Source organism: Xylophilus sp. GW821-FHT01B05 (genome assembly GCA_038961845.1).
In the GTDB taxonomy this organism is placed as follows: domain Bacteria; phylum Pseudomonadota; class Gammaproteobacteria; order Burkholderiales; family Burkholderiaceae_C; genus Xylophilus.
Genome location: CP152408.1, coordinates 274,875 through 299,482, shown reverse-complemented (window position 1 = coordinate 299,482; position 24,608 = coordinate 274,875). Strand labels below are relative to the sequence as shown.

The following is a 24,608-nucleotide window of genomic DNA, read 5'->3' as shown; positions in this document are numbered from 1 at the left end:
CCGCCATGACCGCCATCGCTCCTCCCGCCCACGAACCGCAGACCCCCGCCGTGCGCACCGACGCCGCCTGGCTCGACGCGCACTGGATGCCCTACACCGGCAACCGCAACTTCAAGGCCGACCCGCGCCTGATCGTGGCCGGCCAGGGCGCCTACTACACCGACGCCGATGGCCGCAAGATCTTCGACGGGCTGTCGGGCCTGTGGTGCTCGGGCCTGGGCCATGGCCGCCCGGAGATCACCGAGGCGGTGAGCCGCCAGATCGCCAAGCTTGATTACTCGCCGGCCTTCCAGTTTGGCCACCCGTTGTCTTTCGAGCTGGCCAACAAGATCAAGGAGCTGACGCCAGCCGGCCTGGACTACGTGTTCTTCACCGGCTCGGGCTCTGAGGCTGCCGACACCTCTTTGAAGATGGCGCGCGCCTACTGGCGCACCAAGGGCCTGGCCAGCAAGACGCGCCTGATCGGCCGCGAGAAGGGCTACCACGGCGTGAACTTTGGCGGCATCTCGGTGGGCGGCATTGCGGCCAACCGCAAGCTGTTTGGCCAGGGCGTGGAGGCCGACCACCTGCCGCACACGCAGCTGCCGGGCAATGCCTTCAGCCGTGGCGAGCCCGCCACCGGCGCCGAGCTGGCCGACCGCCTGCTGGACCTGATCACGCTGCATGACGCGTCCAACATCGCGGCGGTGATCGTCGAGCCGTTCTCGGGCTCGGCCGGCGTGGTGATCCCGCCCAAGGGCTACCTGCAGCGCCTGCGCGAGATCTGCACGCAGAACAACATCCTGCTGATATTTGACGAAGTCATCACCGGCTTTGGCCGCTGCGGCGCGCTCACCGGCGCCGACGCCTTTGGCGTGGTGCCCGACATCATGAACATCGCCAAGCAGGTCACCAACGGCGCGCAGCCGCTGGGCGCGGTGATCGCCAAGAAGGAGATCTACGACACCTTCATGGCGGCAGGCGGCCCGGACTACATGCTTGAATTCCCGCACGGCTACACCTATGGCGCGCACCCGGTGGCCTGCGCCGCCGGCATCGCCGCACTCGACGTGCTGGTGAAGGAAGACATGATCGGCCGCGTCAAGGCGCTGGCGCCGCACTTCGAGGCCGCCGTGCACAGCCTGAAGGGCGTCAAGCACGTGACCGACATCCGCAACTACGGCCTGGCCGCCGGCATCACGCTGGCCCCCGTGCCCGGCGAGCCGGCCAAGCGCCCTTATGAAGTGGCGCTGGCCTGCTGGAAGAAGGGCTTCTACGTGCGCTACGGCGGCGACACCATCCAGCTGGCACCGCCCTTCATCAGTGAGAAGGCCGAGATCGACCGCCTGGTCAACGCCCTGGGCGACGCGCTGGCCGAGACGGCTTAAGCCCCGCAGGCGCTGCAAAGGCGCCGCCCCCACAACGGCCCCAGCCTCAACCGCTGGGGCCGTTGCATTTTCGGCACTGCCTTGCTCGCACATGAGAATGCAAAGAATTCTCAATTACCATCACGCCTCCTTACCGTTGGTAGTCATTTCTTTACTTTCATGTGTTATTTGCCCAGCGCTGGCCTGCCGTTTGGCCTGCGCCTTCCCCTCGTGCCCGTATCGGGTGTTTTGCTGGCACTGCTGGCCGCGCCGGCCACGGCCCAGACCGCCGCTGAGGGCGGCGCCACCTTGTCGGAAGTGCAGGTGCGCAGCGACAGCGGCGGCTACGCCGCACCGCAGGGCGGCAGCGCCGCCACCCGCACCGACACGCCGCTGCGCGAGTTGCCGCAATCGGTGCGGGTCATACCGCGCCAGATGATCGAAGACCTGGGCGCCACCAAGCTCGCCGACACGGTGGACTACGTGAGCGGCATCAGCCGGCTCAACGACTTTGGCGGCACCTGGGACAACTTTGCCGTGCGCGGCTTCAGCAGCGGCGACATGGGCTATCTGCTCAACGGCTTTCCCGGCTCGCGTGGCTACGGCCCGCAGCGCGACGCAGCGACCATAGAGCGCATCGAATTCCTCAAAGGCCCGCCGGCCGCGCTGTATGGCGGCAGCGAGCCCGGCGGCACCATCAACGTGGTGACCAAGAAGCCCCAGTTCACCGCCGCCAACAGCGCCGGCCTGCAGATCGGCACCATGGGCCTGCGCCGCGCCACGCTGGACAGCACCGGCCCGATCAACGACCGCCTGGCCTACCGCCTCAACCTGGTGTCGGAAGACGGCACCAGCCGCAGCCCGCTGGTGGACAACCGCCGCCACGTGATCGCCCCGGCGCTGACCTGGAAGCTGGCGCCCTCCACCGTGCTGCACTACGAGGCCGAGTTCATCCGCATCAGCACGCCGCTGGACCGTGGGGTGGTGCAGGTCAATGGCCAGCTCCCGCTGCCCAATGACCGCTTTCTGGGCGAGCCCGGCCTGGGCAATATGCGGGTCAACGGCGACACGCACCAGTTCACGCTCGACCACGAGCTGGCCGAAGGCTGGCGCACCCGCGCCGGCCTGAGCTACCGCGAAACGCAGTACTCCGGCAACGCGGCCGACCTCACCGGCCGGCTGCTGGACGACGGCCGCACGCTGACGCGGCGCGACAGTTGGCGCAGCCTGCCCTCGCGCGATACCTCGGCGCAGCTGGAGGTCGAGGGCAAGTTCCGCGCGGGCGGCCTGGGCCACACGCTGCTGGCTGGCGTGGAGGCGTCGCGGCTGTTCATGGCGATGGACATCTACTACTCGTCGCTGGCGCAGAACCCCTATGCGATCGACATCTACCAGCCGGTCTACGGCCAGCCGCGCCCCGCGCTGCTGCCCGGCTACCGGGTGCGCGAGCAGCGCCGCAGCACCGGCCTGTTCGTGCAAGACCAGATCGACCTGTCGGATCGCTGGAAGCTGCTGCTGGGCGCGCGCGCCGACCGCTACCACCAGGATTTCAGCAACCTGCTCAACGCGCCCGGCCAGCAGGACGTGTCGCAGAACCAGTCATCCGTGTCGCCGCGCGCCGGCCTGACCTGGCTGGCCAGCACGCAGACCTCGTTCTATGTGTCGGCGGGCAAGTCGTTCCGGCCCAATGACGGCGAAGGCGCGCTGGACGAAGGCGGCAGGCCGTTCGACCCGCAGCGCGGCCGCGCACTGGAGGCCGGCATGAAGTGGGAATCGGCCGACCAGCGCACCGGTGCCACCGTGGCGCTGTTCGACATCCGCAAGAACAACGTGCTCACGCCCAGCCCGACCAACGCGCTCTACAGCGTCGCCGCCGGCGAGGTGCGCAGCCGCGGCCTGGAGACCGACGTGTTCGGCCGCATCGGCAGCCACTGGCGCATCAGCGGCAACCTGGCGCTGACCGACGCCAAGGTCACGCAGGACAACAACCCCAACCTGATGGGCAAGCGCCTGAGCAACATCCCGCGCGTGAGCGGCGCGCTGCTGGCGATCCGCGAAGCGGCACTGGCGCGCGGCGGCCGCTGGGGCCTGGGCGGCGGCGTGGTGCACGTGGGCGAGCGCAGCGGCAACAACACCGACAGCTACCGCCTGCCGGCCTACACCACGGCGCGGCTGATGGGCTACTGGCAGGTAGACGCGCGCACCCGCGTGTCGCTGGACATCCACAACCTGTTCGACAAGGGCTACTACACGGCGTCGTGGAACAACCTGACGGCGCTGCCCGGCCTGCGCCGGCAGGTGATTGCGGGCGTGCAGGTGAAGTTCTGACGCGCGCACTGCAAAATAGATAGCTAATAGCCCAGGCGGAACCTGGGCTAAAGGCATATTTCTCTAAACTTTTTAGCCCCCCCCGTTCGGGCTGAGCTTGTCGAAGCCCTGCTACGTATCGCCAAGCCCTTCGACAGGCTCAGGGCGAACGGGTGAGGGCCGACCCGGGCCGGCCCGCTTTCACGCCGTGGCCGCCACCAGGCTCACCTCCACGGTGGCGTTCTTGGGCAGCCGGTACACGCCAACCGAGGTGCGCGCGTGCACGCCGGCCGGCCCCAGCACCGTCTGCAGCAGGCCGGAGGCGGCGTCGGCCACCTCGCTCAGCAGGGTGAAGTCTTCGGCCGCCTGCACATAGACCGTCACCTGCAGCACTTGCTGCACCGCGTCCAGACTGCCCAGTGATTGCTCCAGCAGCCGCAGCGCGCGCATGGCGCAGATGCGCGCAGCGTGCTGGGCCTGGGCCAGGCTGGCGTCGGCACCGGCGCGGCCGGTGACCATGACCTGGTCGCCCACGCGCGGGATCTGGCCGCTGACATGGGCCTGGCCGCCATGCACGATGACGGGACGGTAGTCGCCGCCGATGCGGATCTCGCCCTCGAAGCTGTGGCCCAGGTCAGCTGCGGCGTGATCGAAGCGCTGGCGTCGGGTGGTGGAGGTGGTGGTGGGGGTGGTCATTGCGTAGTTAGCTCTGTGTTGGTTTGCATGCGGGCCTGAAGCCGGGCCTCAAGCCGGGCCTTCACCTGCGGCCACTCGTCATCAATGATGCTGAAGCGCAGGGTGTCGCGCTGGCGGCCGTCGGGCATGACGCGCTCCTTGCGCAGCAGGCCCTCTTGTGTCGCGCCCAGGCGCAGGATGGCGGCGCGCGAGCGCTGGTTGAGCGCATCGGTCTGCAACTGCACCCGCAACAAGCCCCAGGTCTCGAAGGCGTGGCGCAGCATCAGGTACTTGGCCTCGGTGTTGACAAAGCTGCGCTGGTGGCTGGCCGCGATCCAGGTGTGGCCGATCTCGGCCTTGCGGTTGCGGTGGTCGACCTTCCAGAAGCGGGTGCTGCCCACTACCTCGCCGCTGGCGCGCAGCGTGGTCACAAAGGGCAGCACCGTGCCGGCCGCCGCGCCGTCCAGCGCAATGCGCAGGTAGTCGGCCACAGTCGCAGCCGAGGGGATGGCGGTGAGCTTGCTGGTCCAGAGATCGCCGTCGGCGGCGGCGCGCACCAGCGCATCGCCATCGGTGGCGGCCAGGGGGCGCAGGACAAGGCGCGGCCCGGTCAGGGTGCAGGGGGTGGTCATGGAAGCAGCAGCCTTGGGTGCAAAGGGTGAAGGCCACCATGATGCCCACGGCCCGGCGCCGGCATAAGGCACAGATGGCGCCCTGCCGCAAGATAACAGCGGCCACCGCCTTATGAGCCAAATAGGCCTCTAGCCCAGTCGTGGCCTGGGCCATTAGCTATCTATTTAATAGCATTCGGCTGCAGCTTAGCGCGCCGGCTTCTCCGGCTCCTTGCCGAAGATCTGGCGGATGGTGTCGCCCACGCGCGCGCCAATCGCCGTGCCTACGCCCGGCAGCACCGCCGTGCCCACCGCTGCGCCGGTCAGTGCGGCGGCAGACAGCGACAGCGTCGGGTCGTCCAGCGTGCCGCCAAACTGCAGCGGCAGGCCGACCACGCCATTGACCAAATCCACCGCCACATGGCCTTGCACGCGGCGGCTTTGCAGCACGGCGTCGCCCGTGGCGCTGAGCACGCCGGAGCGGGCCTTGAGATCGCTGTAGCGCACCACCAGGCCGGCGCGGTCGTTTTGCGTTTCCACGATGCCGCTGAGGCGGTCGAGCGCGGTGGTGCCGCCACGGTGCATGCCGGCGCTTTTCACGGCCGCCGCCAGGTCGAACTTGAGCAGCGTGGCCGGCGCCAGCGTGAAGCTGGTGCGGGTGTGCGCCGAGCGCAGCAGCGCGGCGGCATCCGCGCCGCGCGCGTCCAGCTCGGCATGGCCGCTGGCCTGGCCGGCCACGGCGGATTCGCGCTCGAACGCGGCCAGCAACTGCACCAGGTCCACGTTCTGAAAATCCAGGCTGCCGGTGACGGCGTAGTCGCTGCCCTGCGTCTGCAGCGCCAGCGTGCCGGTCTCGCGCCGGCCGCCGGCGTGCAGCTCAAGCTGCCAGCGGTCGTCCTGGCCCTGGCGGGTGATCAGCAACTGGGTGTCGGTGGGCGCGCCGCTGCGCACCAGCGTGGCACGGCGCGGGCGCCAGTGGGCGTCGAAATCCACCTCGCCCGCATAGGCCAGCGCCTTGCCCGGCACCGACACCCAGCGCAGGTTGCGCCACTCGGCGCGTTCGATCGGTATGCCGGCGACCTGCAAGGGGCCGACGCCGGCCGGCGCCGCGTCCTGCGGCGGCAGCTTCAGGCCCGACAGCAGCGGCTGCGGTAGCGTGGCGTCGTCCAGCTGCAGCCGGGCGATGGCGATGCGGCGCTGCAGCAGCGCGGGCAGGTCCAGGTCAGCGCTCAGCCGCCCAATGCTGGCGGCCGGCACGCCGGCCACGCCGGCATCGGCACGCAGGTTTTCCAGCACCAGTTGCGGCCGTGGCAGCAGGCGCCAGTGCAGGTCGCCCACGCTCACCGGCACACCCAGCGTTGCGCTGGCGCGGGCAGCCACACGCTGCGCCAGTTGGGCATCCGATGGCACCCATGCGGCTACCGCCGCCGCCCCCAGCACCACCAACGCCGCCACGGCGCCCAGCGCGGTCCACCATCTTCTTTTGCCTTGCATCACATGCTCTCAAAGTGCGAGGGGCAGAACTTACTCCAGTTGTCCCTACACTGCGCGCATTTCACAAGCTCACACAACACAAGGAGACCTGCAGTGTCTGAACCCTTCTTCCCCCGCTGGCGCGAGGTTTCTCCCGCCGAAGGCGCCGTGGTGGCGCCTGACGAGCGCCTGCCCTGGCCGCAGACCGGCGCCATGGGCCTGCAGCATGTGGTGGCCATGTTTGGCTCGACCGTGCTGGCGCCGATCCTGATGGGCTTCAACCCCAACATCGCCATTTTGATGAGCGGCATCGGCACGCTGATCTTCTTCGTGCTCACGCGCGGCCGCGTGCCCAGCTACCTCGGGTCGAGCTTTGCCTTCATCGGCGTGGTGATCGCCGCCACCGGCTATGCCGGCCAGGGCCCCAACCCGAACCTGGCCGTGGCGCTGGGCGGCATCGTGGCCTGCGGCGCCATCTACGGGCTGATCGGGGTGCTGGTGCAAGCGGTGGGCACGGGCTGGATCGAGCGCTTCATGCCGCCCGTGGTGACCGGTGCAGTGGTGGCGGTGATCGGGCTCAACCTGGCATCCATCCCGGTAAAGAGCATGGCGCCGACCAATTTCGACGCCTGGATGCAGGCGCTGACCTTTCTCTGCGTCGGGCTGGTGGCGGTGCTCACGCGCGGCATGGTGCAGCGGCTCTTGATCCTGGTCGGCCTTATCGCCGCCAGCGTGCTGTACGCCGTGCTTACCAACGGCCTGGGCCTGGGCAAGCCGGTAGACCTGTCGGGCGTGGCCGCTGCCGCCTGGTTTGGCCTGCCGAGCTTCACCACGCCGGTGTTCACCGCCAACGCCATGCTGCTGATCGCGCCGGTGGCCGTCATCCTGGTGGCCGAGAACCTGGGCCACCTGAAGGCCGTCACCGCCATGACCGGCCGCAACCTGGACCCGTACATCGGCCGCGCCTTCATTGGCGACGGCGTGGCCACCATGGTGTCGGGCGCAGCCGGCGGCACCGGCGTGACCACCTACGCAGAGAACATCGGCGTGATGGCCGCCACCCGCATCTACTCCACCGCCGTGTTTGTGGTGGCGGCGCTGATCGCCGTGCTGCTGGGCTTTTCCCCCAAGTTTGGCGCGGTGATCCAGGCCATTCCGCTGGCGGTGATGGGCGGCGTGAGCATCGTGGTGTTTGGCTTGATTGCCGTGGCCGGCGCCAAGATCTGGGTCGACAACAAGGTCGACTTCTCGCAGAACCGCAACCTGATCGTGGCCGCCATCACCCTGGTGCTGGGCACGGGTGACTTCACCTTGCGCTTTGGCCAGTTTGCGCTGGGCGGCATCGGTACCGCCACCTTTGGCGCCATCCTGCTGTGGGCGCTGCTGGGCCGGTCGAAGAACCGCTGACAGCGCCTTTGACGGTGCCACGGACAATAGCGGGCTTGCCATGCCCTCTCACTCGTCCGCACCGCCACCGCCATCACCACTCGCCTCCATGGGCTGGCGCACGCGCAGCGCCTGGGCCGCGGCCATCGCGGCAGCGCTGCTGCTGATAGCCGCCGCCGGCCAGTGGGCCGCGCGGCGCGAGGCCGGCCTGCAGGCCGACTCGATCCGCCGCGCCATGGAGGTGCACGCGCTGGGCCTGCGCGACGCCGCCGCCAAGTACAGCTACCTGCCCGTCATCGCCGGCCAGCACCCCGACGTGCTGGCCGCGCTGGCCCACCCGCAGGACGCCGCCCTGCGCCAGCGCGCCAACCAGTACATAGAAGAAGTCAACCGCCGCGCCGGCTCGGAGGCGCTCTACCTCAGCAACCTGCAGGGCCTGACGCTGGCGGCCAGCAACTGGGCCACGCCGCAGAGCTTTGTGGGCGAGTCCTATGCCAACCGGCCCTATGTGATCGACGCCCTGGCCGGCCGCAGCGGCCTGTTCTACGGCGTGGGCCAGACCACCGGCGCGCCGGGGCTGTTTCTTTCGGCACCGGTGCGCGCGGATAGCGGCGCCGTGCTGGGCGTGGTCACGGCCAAGGTCAGCCTGCACCCGCTGCAAGAGGCCTGGGCCTTTGTGCGCGACCCGCTGCTGCTGACCGATGCGCACGGCATCGTCTTTTTGGGCTCGGTGCCGGGCTGGATGTACCAGGCCACGCGCGCGCTCAGCGCCGCCGACCTGGCCGCCGTGCAGCGCCACCAGCAATACGGCGCCCACCACGATTTCCCGCAACTGCCCTGGGCGGTAGAGCGCAGCGCAGACGCCCCCGGCTACCTGGTGCGCACGCGCATCGACGGCCGGCCGCGCCGCTTCCTGGCGTTGGACGAGCCCCTGCCCGAACTGGGCTGGACCTTGACTGTGATGGCCGACTACACGGCGGTCGAGCACGCCCGCGAAGCCGCATGGATGCTGGGCCTGCTCTGCGCCGGCGTGCTGCTGCTGGGCGGCCTGTACTGGCAGTTGCGCGAGCGCCGCTTTGCCGAGCAGCGCGACGCCCGCCGCGACCTGGAGCTGCGCGTGCGCGAGCGCACCCACGCGCTGGACGAGGCCCACGCCTTTCGCAAGGCGATGGAAGACTCGCTGCTGGTGGGCATGCGCGCGCGTGACCGCGAGGGCCGCATCATCTACGTCAACCCGGCCTTCTGCGCCATGACCGGCTACGGCGCCGACGAGCTGCTGGGCAAGCTGCCGCCCTACCCCTACTGGCACCCCAACGACGTGACCGAGCACTGGCGCCACTACCAGGCCATGATCAGCGGCCAGCCCGCGCGCTCGGGCTTTGAGTCGCGCCTGCGGCACCGCGACGGGCGCGAGGTGATCACCATGGTCTACACCGCGCCGCTGATCGACGCCGATGGCCAGCACAGCGGCTGGATGAGTTCGGTGGTCGACATCACCGAGCAAAAGCGCGCCGAGCTGCGCCAGCGCCAGAACGACGAGCAACTGCAGCACGCGCAGCGCCTGGCCAGCCTGGGCGAGATGGCCTCGACCCTGGCCCATGAGCTGAACCAGCCGCTGATGGCGCTGACCAACTTCGCCAGCGCGGCCAAGGCCTTTGCCGAACAAGGCAACCAGGCGCTGCTGGCCAGCAGCCTCGACGAGACCATGGCCCAGGCGCAACGCAGCGCCGAGATCGTGCGGCGCATTCGCGGCTTTGTGCGGCAAAGCACGGTTGGTGCAGAAGACTGCGCCGTGGCCGCCCTGGTCGCCAACGTGCTGGCCCTGCTGCGCGGCGAGATGCGGGCGCAGCAGGCGCGCGCCGTGGTGCGCGTGCCGGCCAGCCTGCCCAGCGTGCGCGGCGACCGCGTGCTGCTGGAGCAGGTGCTGCTCAACCTGCTGTCCAACAGCCTGCAGGCCATGCAGGCCACGCCACCAGAGCAGCGCGTGGTCGAGGTCGAGGCCGAGCTGTGTGAGGGCCGCATGCACTTGCGCGTGGCCGACCGCGGCACCGGCATTGATGCGGCGCTGGCCGAGCAGGTCTACGCGCCCTTCTTCACCACCAAGGCCGGCGGGCTGGGCCTGGGCCTGAACATCTGCCGCACCATCGTCGAGGCCCACCGTGGCCGCCTGTCTTTTGCCAACCGGGCCGGCGGCGGCACGGTCTTCACCCTGGAACTGGAAATTTCACCGTGAACGCAGCCCTTGCCAAACACCTGTGCATCGTCGACGACGACGAGGCCGTGCGCCGCTCACTCGGCCTGTTGCTGCTGTCGCGCGGCTACGCGGTGCAGGCCTTTGCATCTGGCGAAGCCTTCCTGGCCGGCGCCGACCTGCAACGCCCCGGCTGCGTGATCCTGGACCTGCGCCTGGACGGCATCAGCGGCCTGCAGGTGTTCGACGCGCTGCGCGCACAAGACAGCCCGCTGGTCGTCATCTTTTTATCCGGCCACGGCGACATCCCCATGGCGGTCGAGGCCGTGCAGAACGGCGCCTTCGGCTGGCTGGAGAAGCCCTGCCACGACGAGCGCCTGCTCGACAGCATCACCAAGGCACTGCAAAAAGCCGACGACATCGCCATCCGCCGCCAGGCCAAGCAAGCCGCGCAAGCCCTATGGGACAAGCTCACCCCGCGCGAGATGCAGGTCGCCCGGCTGGTAGCCGAAGGCAAGCCCAACAAGCAGATAGCGCTAGAGCTGGCACCGCTGGAGCAGCGCACGGTGGAGACACACCGGGCGCATGTGTTTGCCAAGCTGGGGCTGTCGAACAGCCATCAGTTGGATAGATTTTTGCGGGAGCATGGGGTGTAGGAAGCCGGCGCGGCCCCCGGTTGCTCACTTGCCGCCAGTGACATCCAGGAAGGTGCCGGTGATGAAGGACGCCTCGGCGCCAGCCAGCCACAGGATTGCACGCGCAACCTCTTCAGGCTGGCCGCCTCGGCCCATGGGGATCGAGTCCTTGACGCGATCCACCCGCCCGGGCTCGCCGCCGCTGGCGTGCATGTCGGTGTAGATGTGGCCGGGGCGAATGCAGTTGACGCGTATGCCATCCCGCGCGACTTCCTTGGCGAAGCCGGTGGTGAAGGTCTCCAGCGCCCCCTTGGACGCGGCGTAGTCCACATACTCGCCCGGGCTGCCCAGGCGCGCCGACGCCGATGAGATGTTGACCACAGCGCCACCGCGCCCGCCGTGGCGGTAGGACATGCGCTTGGCCGCCTGCTGTGCACACAGGATGGGGCCGATGGCGTTGACCGCGAAGATGCGCTGCATGCGCTCAAACCCCAGGTCCTCCAGCCGGGATTGCCGCGCCAGCATCGCGGCGTTGTTCACCAGCACGTCGATGCGCCCAAACTCGCGGTCGATTGCGGCGAACAGCTGCGCGACCTGATCTGGGTCTGCGCTATCTGCGCGCACAGCCAAGGCCCGGCGCCCCGCCGCCTCTACATCTGCCACCACCGCAAGAGCGGCTGACTCGTTGGAGATGAAGCTGATCGCTACGTCGTAGCCTTGTGCGGCAGCCAGCCGCGCAGTCGCCGCGCCAACGCCGCGACTTCCACCCGTGATCAGAATCAGCGGCGCCTGAGAGACCGTATCCATGGAGAGAACCTTTCCTTATATGGTGGTGAGATGAGAAGCCTACGGTCGAGGCTCGTCGGGGACGATATGCGCGCGCAGGGCAATGGCCAATGGGTAGATGGCCAAGGCGGTCAGCGCAGTAGCAAAGGTGGCGCCTTGCACGCCAATCTGGTCGCCAAGCAAGCCGTAGATCACCGGCGCGATCGCGCCCGCACCAATGGTGCCGGTGTAGAACAGCGCAAACGCCCGCTCGGTCGCATGTGCGGGTGCCAGCTCCGGTACCGTGCCGTAGAGAACGGAAGACGTTCCATTGAGCATCACGCCAAGCAAGGGAAGCAGCACCAGGCTAGGCCATAGCGGGCACAGCATCACGGCGATGATCAGGGCCGCGGTGCCGCCCTCGGTGGCCAGCACGGTGCCGATCACGCCCACGCGCGCCCCCAGCCAGCCGCACGCAAACTTGCCTGCCGCGCCGCCAATGAACACCAGCGCAAGCGCGGTGCCCACCATCGGTGTCGAGGCGCCCTTGGCCTTCAACAGAAAGGGCAGAAACGTCAACAGCCCCATGCGGACGGCGGTGTCGAGCACACCAATCGCCAACAGCAGATTGAAGCCCGTGCCCGCAGTCTTGCGAACCTGATCGGATGCCTCTTCGGCCGGGGGCGCGCTGCGCGGGATCGAAGGGAGAAACAGCACGATGGCCACGGCCACCACGCAGCCCAGCGCCGACACCATCCATAGCGCATGGCGCCAGGGCATGAGGGTCACCAGCAGGGCAACCGCCGCCGGCAGTGCCGCCTTGCCCAGGTCGCCAGCAAAGTTGTAGATGCTCAACGGACGCCGCGCATCCCGCCCATAGACACGGGCCACCGCGCCCGAGGCCAGCGGATGCTGGGTGCTTGAGCCGCTGCCCGACAGCGCCAAGGCCACGCACAGGCCCAGCAAGCTGCCCGACGCCCCCGCGGCGGCGTAGCCAATGGCAGCCAGCAAGGTGCCCCAGGCCAGCACGGCCTTGTTGCCAAACCTTCGCGCCAAGTGCCCTGCGGGAAGCTGCAGGCTGGCCATCGTGCCCGCATAAATGCCCCGCAACATGGCCAGCGCGCCGTAGCTCAGGCCAAAGTCCGTCTGCCATATGGGCAGCAGCACGTAGATCATGTCGGTGTAGCCGTCGTGCAGCGCATGCGCCACGCACGAGAGCCACAACACCCGCGAGCGTGACGTGGATGCTGGCGGCGCAAGCTGCTCGGCTTGCGGCAGGTCTGGCAACGAAGTTGGCGTGGCGCTCATTGCTCTCGGGGTTCGGTGGCGGGCAAGGGACAACTCTAGGTCCACGCACCGTAGCCCACAACGGACCAAACATTGACCCAGCAGAGAGATAAAGTCACGCCATGGCACCTACCCCCATCCACGCCGGGAACCGTGACAGGCTCCCGCCGCTCAACGCGCTGCGCAACTTCGAGGCGGTAGCCCGCCATGGCAGCTTCGCCGCCGCGGCGGCTGACTTGCACGTCACCCACTGGGCCGTCGGCAAGCAGATCAGGCTGCTGGAGGACTGGTTTGGCGTGCCCTTGTTCGAGCGCCAGGCGCGGGGCGTGGTGCTTACCGACGACGGCGCCGCCTTGCTCCACGACGTGACCCACGCCTTCGACCGCCTGGCGGCCGGCGCGACCCGCCTGCGCCACGACGAGCCTGCCCGCCGCGTGTCGGGCATCGTGCGCGTGAACGTGTTGGCCAGTTTCGCCCTGTGCTGGCTGCTGCCGCGCCTTGGCGATTTCCAGTCACGCTACCCCGACATCGACGTCCGGGTATCGACCACGTCGCGCAAGCTGCGCTACGTCGGCGACGCCTTCGATGTGGGCGTGCGCTCCGGCCCTGAAGAAGGCGCGGGCATCGTGTCGCGCCCGCTCATGGCCGACCAGCGCCTTCCGGCCTGCAGCCCCGAGCTTTTGCGCCGAAGCCCGATCCACAGCGCGGCGGACTTGCGCCATCACACCCTGCTCCACTCCGCCAGCACACGCACCGCCTGGTCGCACTGGTTGCGCACAGCCGGCGCAGCAGACCTGCGGGCTCCCCGCCGCGCCGAGTACGACCACACCTACCTGCAGCTCGCCGCCGCCGTAGAGGGGCTGGGGGTAACGCTTGCCTCCCTGCCCCTGATCGACCGGGACATCGCCGCGGGCCGACTGGTATGCCCGATCGCAGCACCCACATGGCGCGCGCCCGACTACACCCTGGTGGTGAATGCGGAGCGCATCAGCGACGGCGCGGTGCTGGCTTTTGAGCGGTGGATTACGGGGATGGCTAGCCAGGCGGGCGGCAATGCCCAGGGTTGACGGTGCGGAGGCTTGCGGGCGGCCCGGCATCGGACAAGCGGACGTTCGGGCGGGGCCTTCCTGGCCGGGGGCGATCTGCAGCGTGCGGGCGGCGTGGTTCTTGCCCTGCGCATGGAAGGCGTAAGCGGTCTGCAGGTGTTTGACGCGTTGCGCGCGCAGGGCAGCCGGCGGCCGGGCCAAGTAGACCGCGCAAGCGCTATGGGACAAGCTCAACCAGCGCGAAATGCAGGTCGCCCGACTGGTGGCTGAAGGCAAGCCCAACAAGCAGATCGCGCTGAAGCTGGCACTGCTTGCTGGAGCAGCACACGGTGGAGACGCTCCGGACGCCTGTCTTCGCCAAGCTGGGGCTGGTAAATAGCCATCAGTTGGATCGGTTTTTGAGGGAGAGGGTGGGCCCCCGCCAATTGGGCGCCCTCACCGTGGCGTGGCTTCGCTAAAGGGATGGAATAGGGCGGGCTAGACATCATGGCCTCCGATCCGGGGGTGACAGCCTTGATGTCTGGGAGGCGGACTGATTCCCCCGGAGTGGACGGAGCCATCTTCAAGGCCGAGGCTAAAGCGGGCATTGGGCCATGCCTCGACGAATCGAGTAAGTCTGTTTGCCGTCGGGTTACGCATCGTGCGATCGTCGGAGGGAGGCTAGACTTGAGAAAACGGGGACGAGGCCAATATGAAGAAACAGAGAGAGAAGCAAAGACGGTTTCAAGGCTGGAAAAGTGCATATGTGATGCGCTTGCGCCAGAAATCGAAACTGAAAGTCGCCCAGCACGTGCATCGCCGGCATCGGAATGCTCTTGTCAAGCACGTGTTGGTGGCGCCATCGCATTTCATAATTTTATCTGCAAAGAGTCATCAAAGTGGCACAGACGTTAATGAGTATTTTCATTTTCTAACCATGTTGAGGGCCGCCAATCCACCCGAACTAGTAATTGATATGAGTGGCGTTCGGCGAATGATTTCTGATGCCGCACTATTATTTAAGGCAGAATTGTCACGCCTGACCCAACTGCGGGGGATTCGAATTAAAGCAATCGCACCGAAGAGCCACAGAACACAACAAGTACTCAAGCAAACTGGTATTGATCGGCTCTTAAACCTCAATATTGAAGTAGAGCCAGGCAGAGAAGATGTGATCCACTGGAGAATAGCTGAAGGACCCCAGGCTGGCGTAGATCCGAGCTCACTAGAGCCAATGATGGAAGATATTGAAGAGGTCACTGGATTGGCCACCCATCCAGTTTACCAGGGAATAATAGAATCAATCGGCAACTGCGCCGAACATGCATACAAAGATCACCCTGATGTCACGTGGAGAATGCCGAAAAATCCAGGTTGATGGGTTTTTCAGCAGGTTAAGGATGGCGTGCTGATGGTGGTTGTCTGCGATCTGGGCATTGGCGTCAATCGAGCACTCCCCCTTACGTTGGCGAGCGAGCAGGGTTTATTTAGAAAATTAATGCATTTCGTACGCAGAACGAAGGGTGAAGACGCTCGCTCACTATTGGCAGCCATGGAATATGGCCGAAGTAGCACTGGACTACAGCAGCGAGGAAAGGGAATGAAAAATGCCCATTCCGTGATTAACGATCACGGTGAGGGTGATTTTTATGCAATAAGTAATAAAGGATATTACGTGTATCGAAAACCCTCCCGATCAACAGAGGGGCAGCACAGAACCGTAAAATTGCGTCATTCCATCCACGGAACGATTCTGGGCTGGAGGCTCCCACTGGAGCACCCCCCGAAACAAGGAATGTCATGACACCCGTTGCGACTGTGAGAGTCAATGTGGCAAAGCAGTTCACAAGGCTCCCCGGCTTGAGATATATGCGTCTGGGCTCCTTTAGCGGAGAAGAGTTTCGCCAAAAATTCCTGATAGAACCAATGCGGCAAGGCAAAACCGTAATTGTAGAACTGGACGGTGTGCGAGGCTATGGAAGTAGTTTTCTAGAAGAGGCGTTCGGGGGAACTGTTCGAGAGCTCGACCTCGACATTGAAGATGCCTTACAACGACTAAAAGTCGATACGTCTGTGCAAAGTTGGCAGCTTGATGTTGATGAATACATCCGGACCGCCAAACTCAAAAAGAGTGCGCCCGGTGTATGAGTAAAATCGAGGCTCAATCATCCCTCTCTGCGGCGGCTGCGGTGTCCCCATCCCAGTCAATCAGCGACTCCTGCTGCGGCCTTGAAATAAAACTAGATAAATTTCTGGTATTGAATCCGCATGAATCACATCGTCCTCCGATAGCGCTCGCAAGTGCCTATACATGCTCACCACAATTCAATTGCATTCAATCCGGCGCCTCAACCGCGCCGGGACTTGTCACGACGTTATTACCTAGCTCTGTTTCAGCTGTAATGGTCATTGTTGGCTGGTACGTTGTCAATAAAGCGCAAAGCAATCGTGAGCGTCGAAAGCAAATTAGAGAATATGTCTCCAATTTGTGCGATAACCTGGAGGAGCTTGAAGCCTTGACCATCGGCTATCACACCACTACGCGCGAAGAGGCTAAAGAGCAGGAAATAATTTCCAAGCTTGGGCGCTTTGAAAAAAACTGCTCCGCATTGCCGCGTTTTATTGAAAGCCAAAAATACCTTAAGGCAGTACCGCCCGAAAAACTAAAGATTGATGGCCAGCATTTGCAGGTATTGCGAAAGGCCATGACTCTTAACCATTTTGGGGATGAACACACTGGAGCGCTTAGTCGTCAGAATGAATACATTATGAATTTGGAGCTTGCTTCATCGAACATGCAGGAAACGCTAGAACGCGTTCGTATTGACTCGCTGGATTGAGTGGTCCATCTCTAGTCAAAATACTGTTCCCTGGCCTGACTTATGTGTCATGGGATACCTCAACCGAGATCGCCGCACCTAGCCAAAACGGAAGGGCCGCCGGCACTGGTATTTCTCTGCCGACACACCGATTGCGTCTGAGCTTCGGCGGTCCAGTACCCACACCGGCCTGTCACCTCAATTTATGACACTGAGCAGCTTTGTCCGAGCGCCGGTATAGCGCATCATCCCATTACACACAAGTCCGCATTTTCTTATGAATCAACGACTTACGCACTACCGGGCGATATCCATCCGGATGAGCGGATGCCCACGAAATCAACCACTTAGGTGCAGGACTACCGGCAAAAATCTGGTCGGACCTGATTTGTGTGCAATGGGATGGGTATAGCGGCGAGCGACAGCCCCTAGGTACTAACCCTTGCGTACCCCTACGTAGCCCCCCACCCATCAGCTACGGACGACAGACAGACGGCGGCAAACGAGACTCCCAGTCACGGCTTCACGCGGCCCCTTGGCGGGCTGCGGCCAGAGACAAGGACCCTCATGACTGCCATTACGAGTGCACGTGCAAGTGCCACCAGCGCCGGCGCGCCGAGCCCGGCCGCCGCTACCGACCACACACCCTACACCTTCGAAGAAAAGCGCAAGCGCATCTTCGCGATCTTTGCCGCGTCGTCGGGCAACCTGGTGGAGTGGTTTGACTTCTACGTCTACGCCTTTTGCGCGATCTACTTTGCGCCGGCGTTCTTCCCCAAGTCTGACCCGACGGTGCAGTTGCTGAACACGGCGGGCGTGTTCGCCGCCGGCTTCTTGATGCGCCCAATCGGCGGCTGGCTGTTTGGCCGGCTGGCTGACCGCAAAGGCCGCAAGACCTCGATGGTGACCTCGGTGGTGATGATGTGCGTGGGCTCGCTGGTGATTGCCTGCCTGCCGACCTATGCGCAGATCGGCGCCGCCGCACCCGCGCTGCTGCTGGCGGCGCGGCTGCTGCAGGGCCTGTCGGTGGGTGGCGAGTACGGCACCACGGCCACCTACATGAGCGAAGTGGCCATGCGCGGCCAGCGCGGCTTCTTCTCGTCGTTCCAGTACGTGACGCTGATCGGCGGGCAGTTGCTGGCCGTGGTGGTCGTGGTGGTGCTGCAGCAGGTACTGGACGACGCCGAGCTGAAGGCCTGGGGCTGGCGCATTCCCTTCGTGCTGGGTGCGGCGGCGGCCATCGTGGCGCTGATGCTGCGCCGCACGCTGACCGAGACGGCCAGCACCAAGACCCGCGCCGCCAAGGGCGCCGGCACCATGGGCGAACTGTTCAAGCACCACAAGCGCGCCTTCCTGGTGGTGCTGGGCTACACGGCCGGCGGCTCGCTGATCTTCTACACCTTCACCACCTACATGCAGAAGTACCTGGTGAACTCGGCCGGCATGTCGGTCAAGACCGCCAGCAACGTGATGACGGCCTGCCTGTTCATCTACATGTGCATGCAGCCGTTGTTTGGCGCACTGTCAGACCGCATTGGCCGCCGCACCAACATGCTGTTGTTCGGTGCGCTGGGCGCGCTGATGACGGTGCCGGTGCTGAGCAACCTGCAACACGTCGGCAGCCCGCTGATGGCCGGTGTGCTGATTACGCTGGCGCTGGCGGTGGTGAGCTTCTACACCTCGATCAGCGGCATCGTGAAGGCCGAGATGTTCCCGCCCGAAGTGCGCGCGCTGGGCGTGGGGCTGTCGTATGCGCTGGGCAATGCGATCTTTGGCGGCACGGCGGAGTACGTGGCGCTGGGGCTGAAGTCGCTGGGGCACGAGTCGTACTTCTATTGGTATGTGACGGGGATGATGGGCGTGGCCTTCTTGGTCAGTTTGCTGTTGCCGCGGCAGGCTACTTATTTGCATAACGACAAGTGAGTTCGACCGGGGGAGTGCCTTCCTTTTTAGGTCTTTGAGATATCACGGGGTTGTCTGCCTTGCGGGCGGCGGGTGCCGGGAGTTCGCCCCGGCGGGCGAGTAACTTTCTCTTGTGTCGCCAAGAGAAAGTCACCAAAGAGAAGGCGACCCCGCTGTGGCGGTCCGGCTTTGCCGGACTGCTCTGCGGTGCTCGAAGTCGGCAGGCGGCTGCGGAACTCGCTGCGCTCAAACAGTCCTCGCCGTCCCTTCGCTGCGCTACGGGCGACCTGCCGACTCCTCCGCTCCTCGACGCCACAGAGGGGACCCGGGACTACCAGTCGGGCCGTCGCTGCGCTCGGCCCCGGTACTACTCCCTCCCCCGCTGGGGGAGGGCTGGGGTGGGGGCCGGCTGTTCGGCTGTCCAACGCCGTTGGCAGGGCCGAGCAGCGCAGCGACGGGCGGATCAGGGATCGCCCTTGTCTGAGCGAAGCGAGTTTGGGCGATTCCCCGCCCGGCGCGAGCAGCGCAGGGAAGCCCGAAGGGCCCCTGACTCCGGCTCGCCTTTCTTCTGCCTACTCTTCTTTGGCGAAGCAAAGAAGAGTAGGTCGCCCGCCGGGGCGAGTCCCGGCACCCGCAAACAGCAAAACTACAGAACTATCAAATAGATAGCTATAAGCCCAGGCAGCATCTGGGCAAAAGCCACTTTTCACCTGATTAGGTACCTGCCTCAGACATGCGGAGGATGAGCAGAGGCTGGGGCTTGGTAGTAACAGCGGCGCGCAGCAAGCGAGCAGGCATGGAGGAGAGATCAAAGCGGCGGTTGAATCGATACGCAAACTCCGCCAGATAGCGCGCCGCATACTTGGCATGATCAAACGAGTGGTAGGTACCCGCCAGCGCGGTCTTCAGATTGCCTAGCATCGTGTTGACCCAGCGCAGTTCGGGCTTCTTAGCCGCCTCCCGTCCGCCACCGGTCACGTAGCGCTCGTGGGTAGCGCCGATCTGGCGCACCTGCGCAAAGCTGCGCAAGCCATCGGAGACCACGTGGGCCGTGGGAGCCAGGCTCTCTGTGGCCCAGACCTTGAGCGCCTCGTTCGTGAAGGCTGCAACGGGACTCAGGCGCATAAACCTCGGATGGCCTTCGGTATCGGTCTGCACCGCTGCCACAAAGGCTGACTTGCGCCAGGCCCCGCGCCCGCCGTGGATATGGCCGGCACGCTCGCCGCCCAGATAGGCGTCATCAATCTCCACCCGCTCATCCAGACGCCGCGGCGCCTCGCGCAACAGCATGGTCTGCATGAGCTTGTGCTTGACCAGCCAGGCCGTCTTGTAACTCACGCCCAGTTGGCGCCCCAAGGCCAGCGCGCTGATGGAGTTCTTGTGCTGGGTCATCAGATACATCGCCAGAAACCACACCCGCAGAGGCAGCTTGGTGTGCTCAAACACCGTGCCGACGATGCTGGAGGACTGGTAGCCACAGATCAGGCACTCCCACAGCTGGCGCCCATGGCCATTGCGCGTTTGAAACGAGCGTGAACATCCGCAGTGCGCGCAACGCCAGCCCTGGGGCCAGCGGGAGGCAAAGAGAGCGCTCTCGCACTGCTCCTCGTTGCCATAGCGCTCGTGGAACTGCAGCAGCGACAGGCCGGGCTGGAACTGGATGAGGTTCATGGACATGGGATGCCTCGCAGATAACTGGACATAAATCCAGTATCAAACATCCCAGCCAGAATTCAAGTCAGTCTGAGGCAGGTACCTAATCAGGACTTTTCATCAAAATCCTGCATTCACAGCAGCGCGTGCCTACCCACCCAATCCGCAATCGCCCCGGCACTCCGAAACTCATCCACAGACCGCGCTGGCACCTGCGGATAGCGCTGGTTCCACATTCGCGCCAGCGCCTGACCCGGCCCGATCTCCAGCACGCAGGCCACGCGCCGGCTGGCGATGTTTTCCATGCACTCGTCCCAGCGCACGGTGTGGTCGATCTGCGTTGCCAGTGCGCACCTGGCCTGCTCTGCGTTGGTGATGCGGCCGGCGGCGTTGCTGAACAGCAGGGTGCGCGGTGCGCGCAGTTCCAGCGGCGCGATGGCCTGGGCAAAGGCCAGCGCGGCCGGCTGCATCCAGGGTGTGTGCGAGGCCAGTTGCACGTTGAGCGGCGTGGCATGCGCGCCCTGTTGGCGGGCGGCGTCTAACGCGGGCGGCAGCAGGGCGCGTGGGCCGCCCAGCACTACGCTGTCTTCCCCATTGCGGATGGCAATGGCCAGCCCGAAGTCGGCGCACAGGCGTTCTGTTGCCGGGCCGGTCAGGCCGCTGAGCCCGAACAGGCCGGTGGGGCGGGCCTCTGCGGCTTGGTCCATCAAGATGGCGCGCTGCTGCGCCAGGGTGAGTGCGGTGTCGGTATCGAACACGCCTGCCGCGGCAAAGGCGGCCAGCTCGCCCACGCTGTAGCCGGCCACGGCGGCGGGGGGCGGCAGCAGCGGCGCAAGCTGGGCCCAGGCCGCCAGCGCGAGCCCGGTCAGCAGCAGTTGCGCATGGGCGTTGCGCCCGGCCCATGCGGGGTCGGCCAGGCGCTCACGCCAATCGCTGCCCAAGTGCTGCTGCACGCGCTGCAGCGTGCCGTCTTCCACCAGCCAGGGCAGCATGGCCGGGTGCTGCATGCCCTGGCCGGAAAAGAGCAGTGCCAGGCCCATGTCAGGCGGGGCCGCAGATGCGCACTGTCCAACAGGCGGCGGCCAGCGTGTCCGCCGCGCCGCCCGGTGACAGCCGGCGCGCGACAAAGTCGCGGTGCAGCGCCCAAGCCGCCTCCAGCCCACCCGGCCGCGCGGCGCCGCCGTCTGCAAGAAAGCCGCGCGCCGCCTGCTGCGCATGCCGCAGGCCGGCCATGCCGCCGCGGTGGACCAGGTTGGTGTCGTCCAGCACGGCCATGGCGTGGAACAGCGCGTCTAGCCGCGCCTGCTCTGGCGTCAGGCCACGGCGCAAGCCTTGGTCCAGCGCCGGCACCACGGTATCGAATAGCGTGGGCAAGCCCGCCGCCGCCTCTTGCGACGCGCTGCGCAGGCCGTGGCGCTGCGCGGCGATGCCGCCCGGCAGGCCGGTGGGTTGGCCGCTGCGCGCCAGCAGCGCCGCGCCCCAATGCTGTTGCAGGGCTGTGCGCAGACTGGCAGGCTGCGGCGCCTTGCCTTCGCGCAGCAAGGCCCCGGCGCTGGCGCACAGCAGCCCCAGCGTGAACACCGCGCCGCGGTGCGTGTTGATGCCGCCGGTGGCGGCCAGCATGCGTGCCTCTGCCGCGATGCCGCAGGCCTGCAGCGCGTCGAAGGGCACGCCGTGCCAACCCAACTCTGCAATCTGCCCAAAGTAGTGGCGCAGCGCGAACAGGCTGCGCATGAAGGTGCGCGCGTCCATGTCGCTATGGCTGCCGTTGTCGATGAAGGACACCAGGCCCGGCTTGGGCGCCAGCGCCAGTTCCTCGTAGAGCGCCACGGTGGCGGCTGCGCCTATGCGGTGCAGCCGCACGGTATCCGGCGCGTGGCCGGCACGGACGATGGAGCGGGCCTGGCTCATGCAACGGCCTCCAAGGCGAGCCAATCCAGGCCGCGTTCCAGCGCCACGCCGTCGCGCCGCTTGACCATCACAGCCGCCGCATCGCCCGCACGCCAAGCCTGCCATTCACGCCAGGCCACGGCCGCGCCGTGGGGGAACAGCAGCTCGCCATCCAGTCGCGGCGCGGCAATGCCTGCGTTGGTCAGCACGCGCACGGCCGCATCGGCATCGTCGGCGTCGTCCACGCGCACCAGCAGATCCAGGTCCGACGTGGCATGCAGATAGGCCAGCCCGCTCAGTTGCTGCCAGCCATAACTGCCGTAGACGCGCGCTGGCAGGTAGAGGTCGTCCAGCGCGCGCTGCAAGTGCGCCCAGCCGGCGCGCACCGCGCGCGGCAGCAGCGGCGCCACGGCCGCCATGCGCGGGAACTCGTCGCTGTAGAGCAGCGCTGCACGCGGCACGCGCAGCGCGATGCGGCGGCGCGACCAGCAAAGGGGCGCGGGCAGGCCCAGCGCCACTTCGCCATCGGTCGCCGTGCGGCCACTGCAATCGATCTGCCGCGTGACCACCAGCGGCAGTTGCTGCACGGCCCAGTGCTTCAGGCAGGCCTGCGCCTCGGCGTCCCATGCGCGCGCCAGCACGCCGGCCCAGCCGGCGCTGGACAGGTACACAAGGCCGTGGCGCTGCAGCGGGGGCATGTCAGACGGCGTCGAGCACGCGTTGGATGACGGGGGCAGCCAGCTTGCGGCCACCGCGTGCCAGGCCATCGGCGGCGCGGCTGTCTTGCGTGGGCGTATCGGCCAGCGCCTGGCGCAGGCAGGCTTGCAGGTCGCCCCGCCACAAGCTGCGCACACCGCCCATGGCGACGTAGTTCTGCACGCCGGGCGCAAACACCGGGTTGGATTGCGACAGGCGCGTGAGCATTTCTTCTGGCAGCTTGGTCACGCGCGCCATGGCGGGGATGCGCATGACACGGATCTCTGCATCCGGCAGCGCGTCGCAGGCGTCGGCGATCAGGCCCGAGGTGATGAAGCCGCCCGACAGCGCCTGGTCGTACACCAGCCCCAGCACCTGGTGCCCCTGACGCCGCGCCAGGTCTATGGCCATGCCCAGATGCGCCATGGCGCGGTTGATGCCCAGCAGCTCGTCACGCCGGCGCAACTGCTGGCCCTGGGTATCGATCAGCAGCAGGATGGGCCGGCCCGGGTGCTGCGCCACGGTGTCGAGCACCGCGCGCGCCTGCGCCAAAGCCAGCTGCACGCCGATGGCGGCATGGCCGGTGGTGCCCACGACGGTGACCGGCGCACCATCGACCAAGACCGTGCCATGCAGGAAGTCGCCTTCGGCGGTGATGCCGTGGTCGGCGCCGAAGAGCGTGGTGGCGAGGGTGTTCCAGTCTGGGGTCATGGCAGCGGGGTAAGTAGTGGTGTGAGGCTTCGGTTGTTCATGGCGCTGCCCCCGCTGCGCACAGAGCACAACGGGACAAGAGGCCGCGGAGCAGGCCATGCCAGGACATCCGCGGAACTGGCTCCGCCAGGCCGCTGGATGTGCCCCCTGCAAGGGGGTTGGCGCAGCGACACGCAGTGCGCGGAGACTGGGGGTGTGTCATATCAGTCCAACTTCACGCCGGCGGTCTTTACGACCGATGCCCAGCGGGTGATTTCGCCGTCGACGAACTTGCCGAACTGCGGCGCCGTCAGGCTGCCAAACTGCGCGCCGTTGCTGGCCCATACGGCCTTGATCTCGTCGGCGGCGCCCAGCTGGCGCACCTCGTCGGCGATGCGCGCCTGCACCTCGGCCGGCGTGCCCTTGGGCGCCCACAGGCCGTACCAGGTGGTGACGTTGTAGGCCGGCAGGCCCATCTCGGCGGCGCAGGGTATGTCGGGCAGCGACGGGTTGCGCTTGGCGCCCGAGACCATCAACGCCTTGATGCGGCCGCCCTTGATATGCGCGGCCGAGGAGCCCAGGCCGTCGAACATCAGGTCGACGTTGCCCGAGATCAAATCCTGCAGCGCGGGGCCCGCGCCACGGTAGGGGATGTGGGTGATGAAGGTGCCGGTCTGCTGCTTGAACAGCTCGCCCGCCAGATGGTGCGAGGTGCCCGCGCCGGCCGATGCGTAGTTGAGCTGGCCGGGGCTTCTGCGCACCTGCTCCAGGAAGGTCTTGAAGTCTGGCGCGGTGATGCGGCGCGGGTTGACGACGATCACCTGCGGCACTTCGGCCAGCAGCGCCAGCGGCACGAAGTCGCGCTGCAGGTCGTAGTCGAGCTTGGGGTAGATCGAAGGCGCGATGGCATGGTGCACACCACCCATGAACAAGGTGTAGCCATCAGCCGGTGCGCGCGACGCAATGGACGCGCCCAGCGTGCCGCCGGCGCCGCCCCGGTTGTCGATGACGAGCTGCTTGCCGGTCAGTTTGGAGAACTGCCCCGACAGCGGCCGCGCGAAGGCATCGGTGCCGCCGCCCGCCGGGAAGGGCACGATCAGCGTTACCGGCTTGCTCGGCCAGGTGGATGTGGATTGCGCGCGCACGCCTGCTGCGGCCAGGGCGGCAGCGCCTGCGGTGGTGCGCAGCAGGCTGCGCCGGGTCAGATCGAATGTCATGGTTTGTCTCCTGTTGTTGAACTCACGCTTCTGTGCCCGG

The 24,608-nt window shown here is 66.4% G+C and carries 21 protein-coding genes; 10 read left to right on the top strand and 11 right to left on the bottom strand.

What is annotated here, in order from left to right; genetic code table 11:
• The first annotated feature begins 5 nt into the window (after nt 1-5).
• Nucleotides 6-1,367 carry an aspartate aminotransferase family protein gene (locus AAFF27_01390; protein XAH23869.1) on the top strand — a complete coding sequence of 454 codons (1,362 nt, stop codon included), beginning with the start codon at nt 6-8 and terminating at the stop codon, nt 1,365-1,367.
• Nucleotides 1,368-1,526: 159 nt separating this feature from the next.
• Nucleotides 1,527-3,674 (top strand): TonB-dependent receptor, encoded by a 2,148-nt coding sequence (locus tag AAFF27_01385; GenBank protein XAH23868.1) that lies wholly within the window; start codon nt 1,527-1,529, stop codon nt 3,672-3,674.
• A 180-nt stretch (nt 3,675-3,854) separates the two neighbouring features.
• On the opposite strand, the gene AAFF27_01380 is transcribed toward AAFF27_01385, so the two are convergent.
• From AAFF27_01380 to AAFF27_01370, 3 genes are all read right to left on the bottom strand, one after another.
• The gene (locus AAFF27_01380) at nt 3,855-4,349 is read right to left on the bottom strand and encodes a RidA family protein (protein XAH23867.1); all 495 of its coding nucleotides are present in this window, start codon (nt 4,347-4,349) and stop codon (nt 3,855-3,857) included.
• Complete coding sequence (locus AAFF27_01375) at nt 4,346-4,960, bottom strand: GNAT family protein (protein ID XAH23866.1); 615 nt, start codon at nt 4,958-4,960, stop codon at nt 4,346-4,348. Before AAFF27_01375 ends, AAFF27_01380 begins: the two co-directional genes overlap by 4 nt.
• Nucleotides 4,961-5,146: 186 nt before the next feature.
• Entirely contained in the window at nt 5,147-6,433 is a 1,287-nt protein-coding gene (locus AAFF27_01370) for an AsmA-like C-terminal region-containing protein (protein XAH23865.1), read from the bottom strand.
• A gap of 93 nt (nt 6,434-6,526) precedes the next feature.
• Between AAFF27_01370 and AAFF27_01365 the strand changes: the two genes are divergently transcribed.
• From AAFF27_01365 to AAFF27_01355, 3 genes are all read left to right on the top strand, one after another.
• Nucleotides 6,527-7,819 (top strand): solute carrier family 23 protein, encoded by a 1,293-nt coding sequence (locus AAFF27_01365; protein XAH23864.1) that lies wholly within the window; start codon nt 6,527-6,529, stop codon nt 7,817-7,819.
• A gap of 88 nt (nt 7,820-7,907) precedes the next feature.
• The gene (locus AAFF27_01360) at nt 7,908-10,031 is read left to right on the top strand and encodes a PAS domain S-box protein (protein ID XAH26356.1); all 2,124 of its coding nucleotides are present in this window, start codon (nt 7,908-7,910) and stop codon (nt 10,029-10,031) included.
• Nucleotides 10,028-10,645 carry a response regulator gene (locus AAFF27_01355; protein ID XAH23863.1) on the top strand — a complete coding sequence of 206 codons (618 nt, stop codon included), beginning with the start codon at nt 10,028-10,030 and terminating at the stop codon, nt 10,643-10,645. The genes AAFF27_01360 and AAFF27_01355 overlap by 4 nt, the downstream gene beginning before the upstream one ends.
• A 24-nt stretch (nt 10,646-10,669) precedes the next feature.
• On the opposite strand, the gene AAFF27_01350 is transcribed toward AAFF27_01355, so the two are convergent.
• Together AAFF27_01350 and AAFF27_01345 are read right to left on the bottom strand one after the other, a co-directional pair.
• The gene (locus AAFF27_01350) at nt 10,670-11,431 is read right to left on the bottom strand and encodes an SDR family oxidoreductase (protein ID XAH23862.1); all 762 of its coding nucleotides are present in this window, start codon (nt 11,429-11,431) and stop codon (nt 10,670-10,672) included.
• Nucleotides 11,432-11,470: 39 nt separating this feature from the next.
• Entirely contained in the window at nt 11,471-12,697 is a 1,227-nt protein-coding gene (locus tag AAFF27_01345; protein XAH23861.1) for an MFS transporter, read from the bottom strand.
• A 101-nt stretch (nt 12,698-12,798) separates the two neighbouring features.
• Here AAFF27_01345 and gcvA point away from each other — a divergent pair, with 101 nt between their 5' ends.
• The 5 genes from gcvA (at nt 12,799) to AAFF27_01320 (ending at nt 18,443) form a co-directional block, all read left to right on the top strand.
• Complete coding sequence (gene gcvA / locus AAFF27_01340; GenBank protein ID XAH23860.1) at nt 12,799-13,743, top strand: transcriptional regulator GcvA; 945 nt, start codon at nt 12,799-12,801, stop codon at nt 13,741-13,743.
• Between the two features lie 670 nt (nt 13,744-14,413).
• Complete coding sequence (locus AAFF27_01335; GenBank protein ID XAH23859.1) at nt 14,414-15,079, top strand: hypothetical protein; 666 nt, start codon at nt 14,414-14,416, stop codon at nt 15,077-15,079.
• A 422-nt stretch (nt 15,080-15,501) separates the two neighbouring features.
• Nucleotides 15,502-15,849, top strand: a complete 348-nt coding sequence (locus AAFF27_01330) for an STAS-like domain-containing protein (protein XAH23858.1) — start codon at nt 15,502-15,504, stop codon at nt 15,847-15,849.
• Nucleotides 15,846-16,541 (top strand): hypothetical protein, encoded by a 696-nt coding sequence (locus AAFF27_01325; GenBank protein ID XAH23857.1) that lies wholly within the window; start codon nt 15,846-15,848, stop codon nt 16,539-16,541. The genes AAFF27_01330 and AAFF27_01325 overlap by 4 nt, the downstream gene beginning before the upstream one ends.
• 546 nt (nt 16,542-17,087) lie before the next feature.
• Nucleotides 17,088-18,443, top strand: coding sequence for an MFS family transporter (locus AAFF27_01320; GenBank protein XAH23856.1), 1,356 nt, complete (start codon nt 17,088-17,090; stop codon nt 18,441-18,443).
• 693 nt (nt 18,444-19,136) lie between these two features.
• Here AAFF27_01320 and AAFF27_01315 read toward each other — a convergent pair.
• From AAFF27_01315 to AAFF27_01290, 6 genes are all read right to left on the bottom strand, one after another.
• Entirely contained in the window at nt 19,137-20,099 is a 963-nt protein-coding gene (locus AAFF27_01315; GenBank protein XAH23855.1) for an IS1595 family transposase, read from the bottom strand.
• Between the two features lie 110 nt (nt 20,100-20,209).
• Nucleotides 20,210-21,115, bottom strand: coding sequence for an acyltransferase domain-containing protein (locus AAFF27_01310; GenBank protein XAH23854.1), 906 nt, complete (start codon nt 21,113-21,115; stop codon nt 20,210-20,212).
• A 1-nt stretch (nt 21,116) separates the two neighbouring features.
• Complete coding sequence (gene mdcB, locus AAFF27_01305; GenBank protein ID XAH23853.1) at nt 21,117-21,986, bottom strand: triphosphoribosyl-dephospho-CoA synthase MdcB; 870 nt, start codon at nt 21,984-21,986, stop codon at nt 21,117-21,119.
• Nucleotides 21,983-22,663 carry a malonate decarboxylase holo-[acyl-carrier-protein] synthase gene (gene mdcG / locus AAFF27_01300; protein ID XAH23852.1) on the bottom strand — a complete coding sequence of 227 codons (681 nt, stop codon included), beginning with the start codon at nt 22,661-22,663 and terminating at the stop codon, nt 21,983-21,985. The genes mdcB and mdcG overlap by 4 nt, the downstream gene beginning before the upstream one ends.
• A 1-nt stretch (nt 22,664) precedes the next feature.
• Nucleotides 22,665-23,372, bottom strand: a complete 708-nt coding sequence (locus AAFF27_01295; GenBank protein XAH23851.1) for a biotin-independent malonate decarboxylase subunit gamma — start codon at nt 23,370-23,372, stop codon at nt 22,665-22,667.
• 203 nt (nt 23,373-23,575) lie between these two features.
• Complete coding sequence (locus tag AAFF27_01290; GenBank protein XAH23850.1) at nt 23,576-24,568, bottom strand: tripartite tricarboxylate transporter substrate binding protein; 993 nt, start codon at nt 24,566-24,568, stop codon at nt 23,576-23,578.
• Nucleotides 24,569-24,608 lie beyond the last annotated feature (40 nt).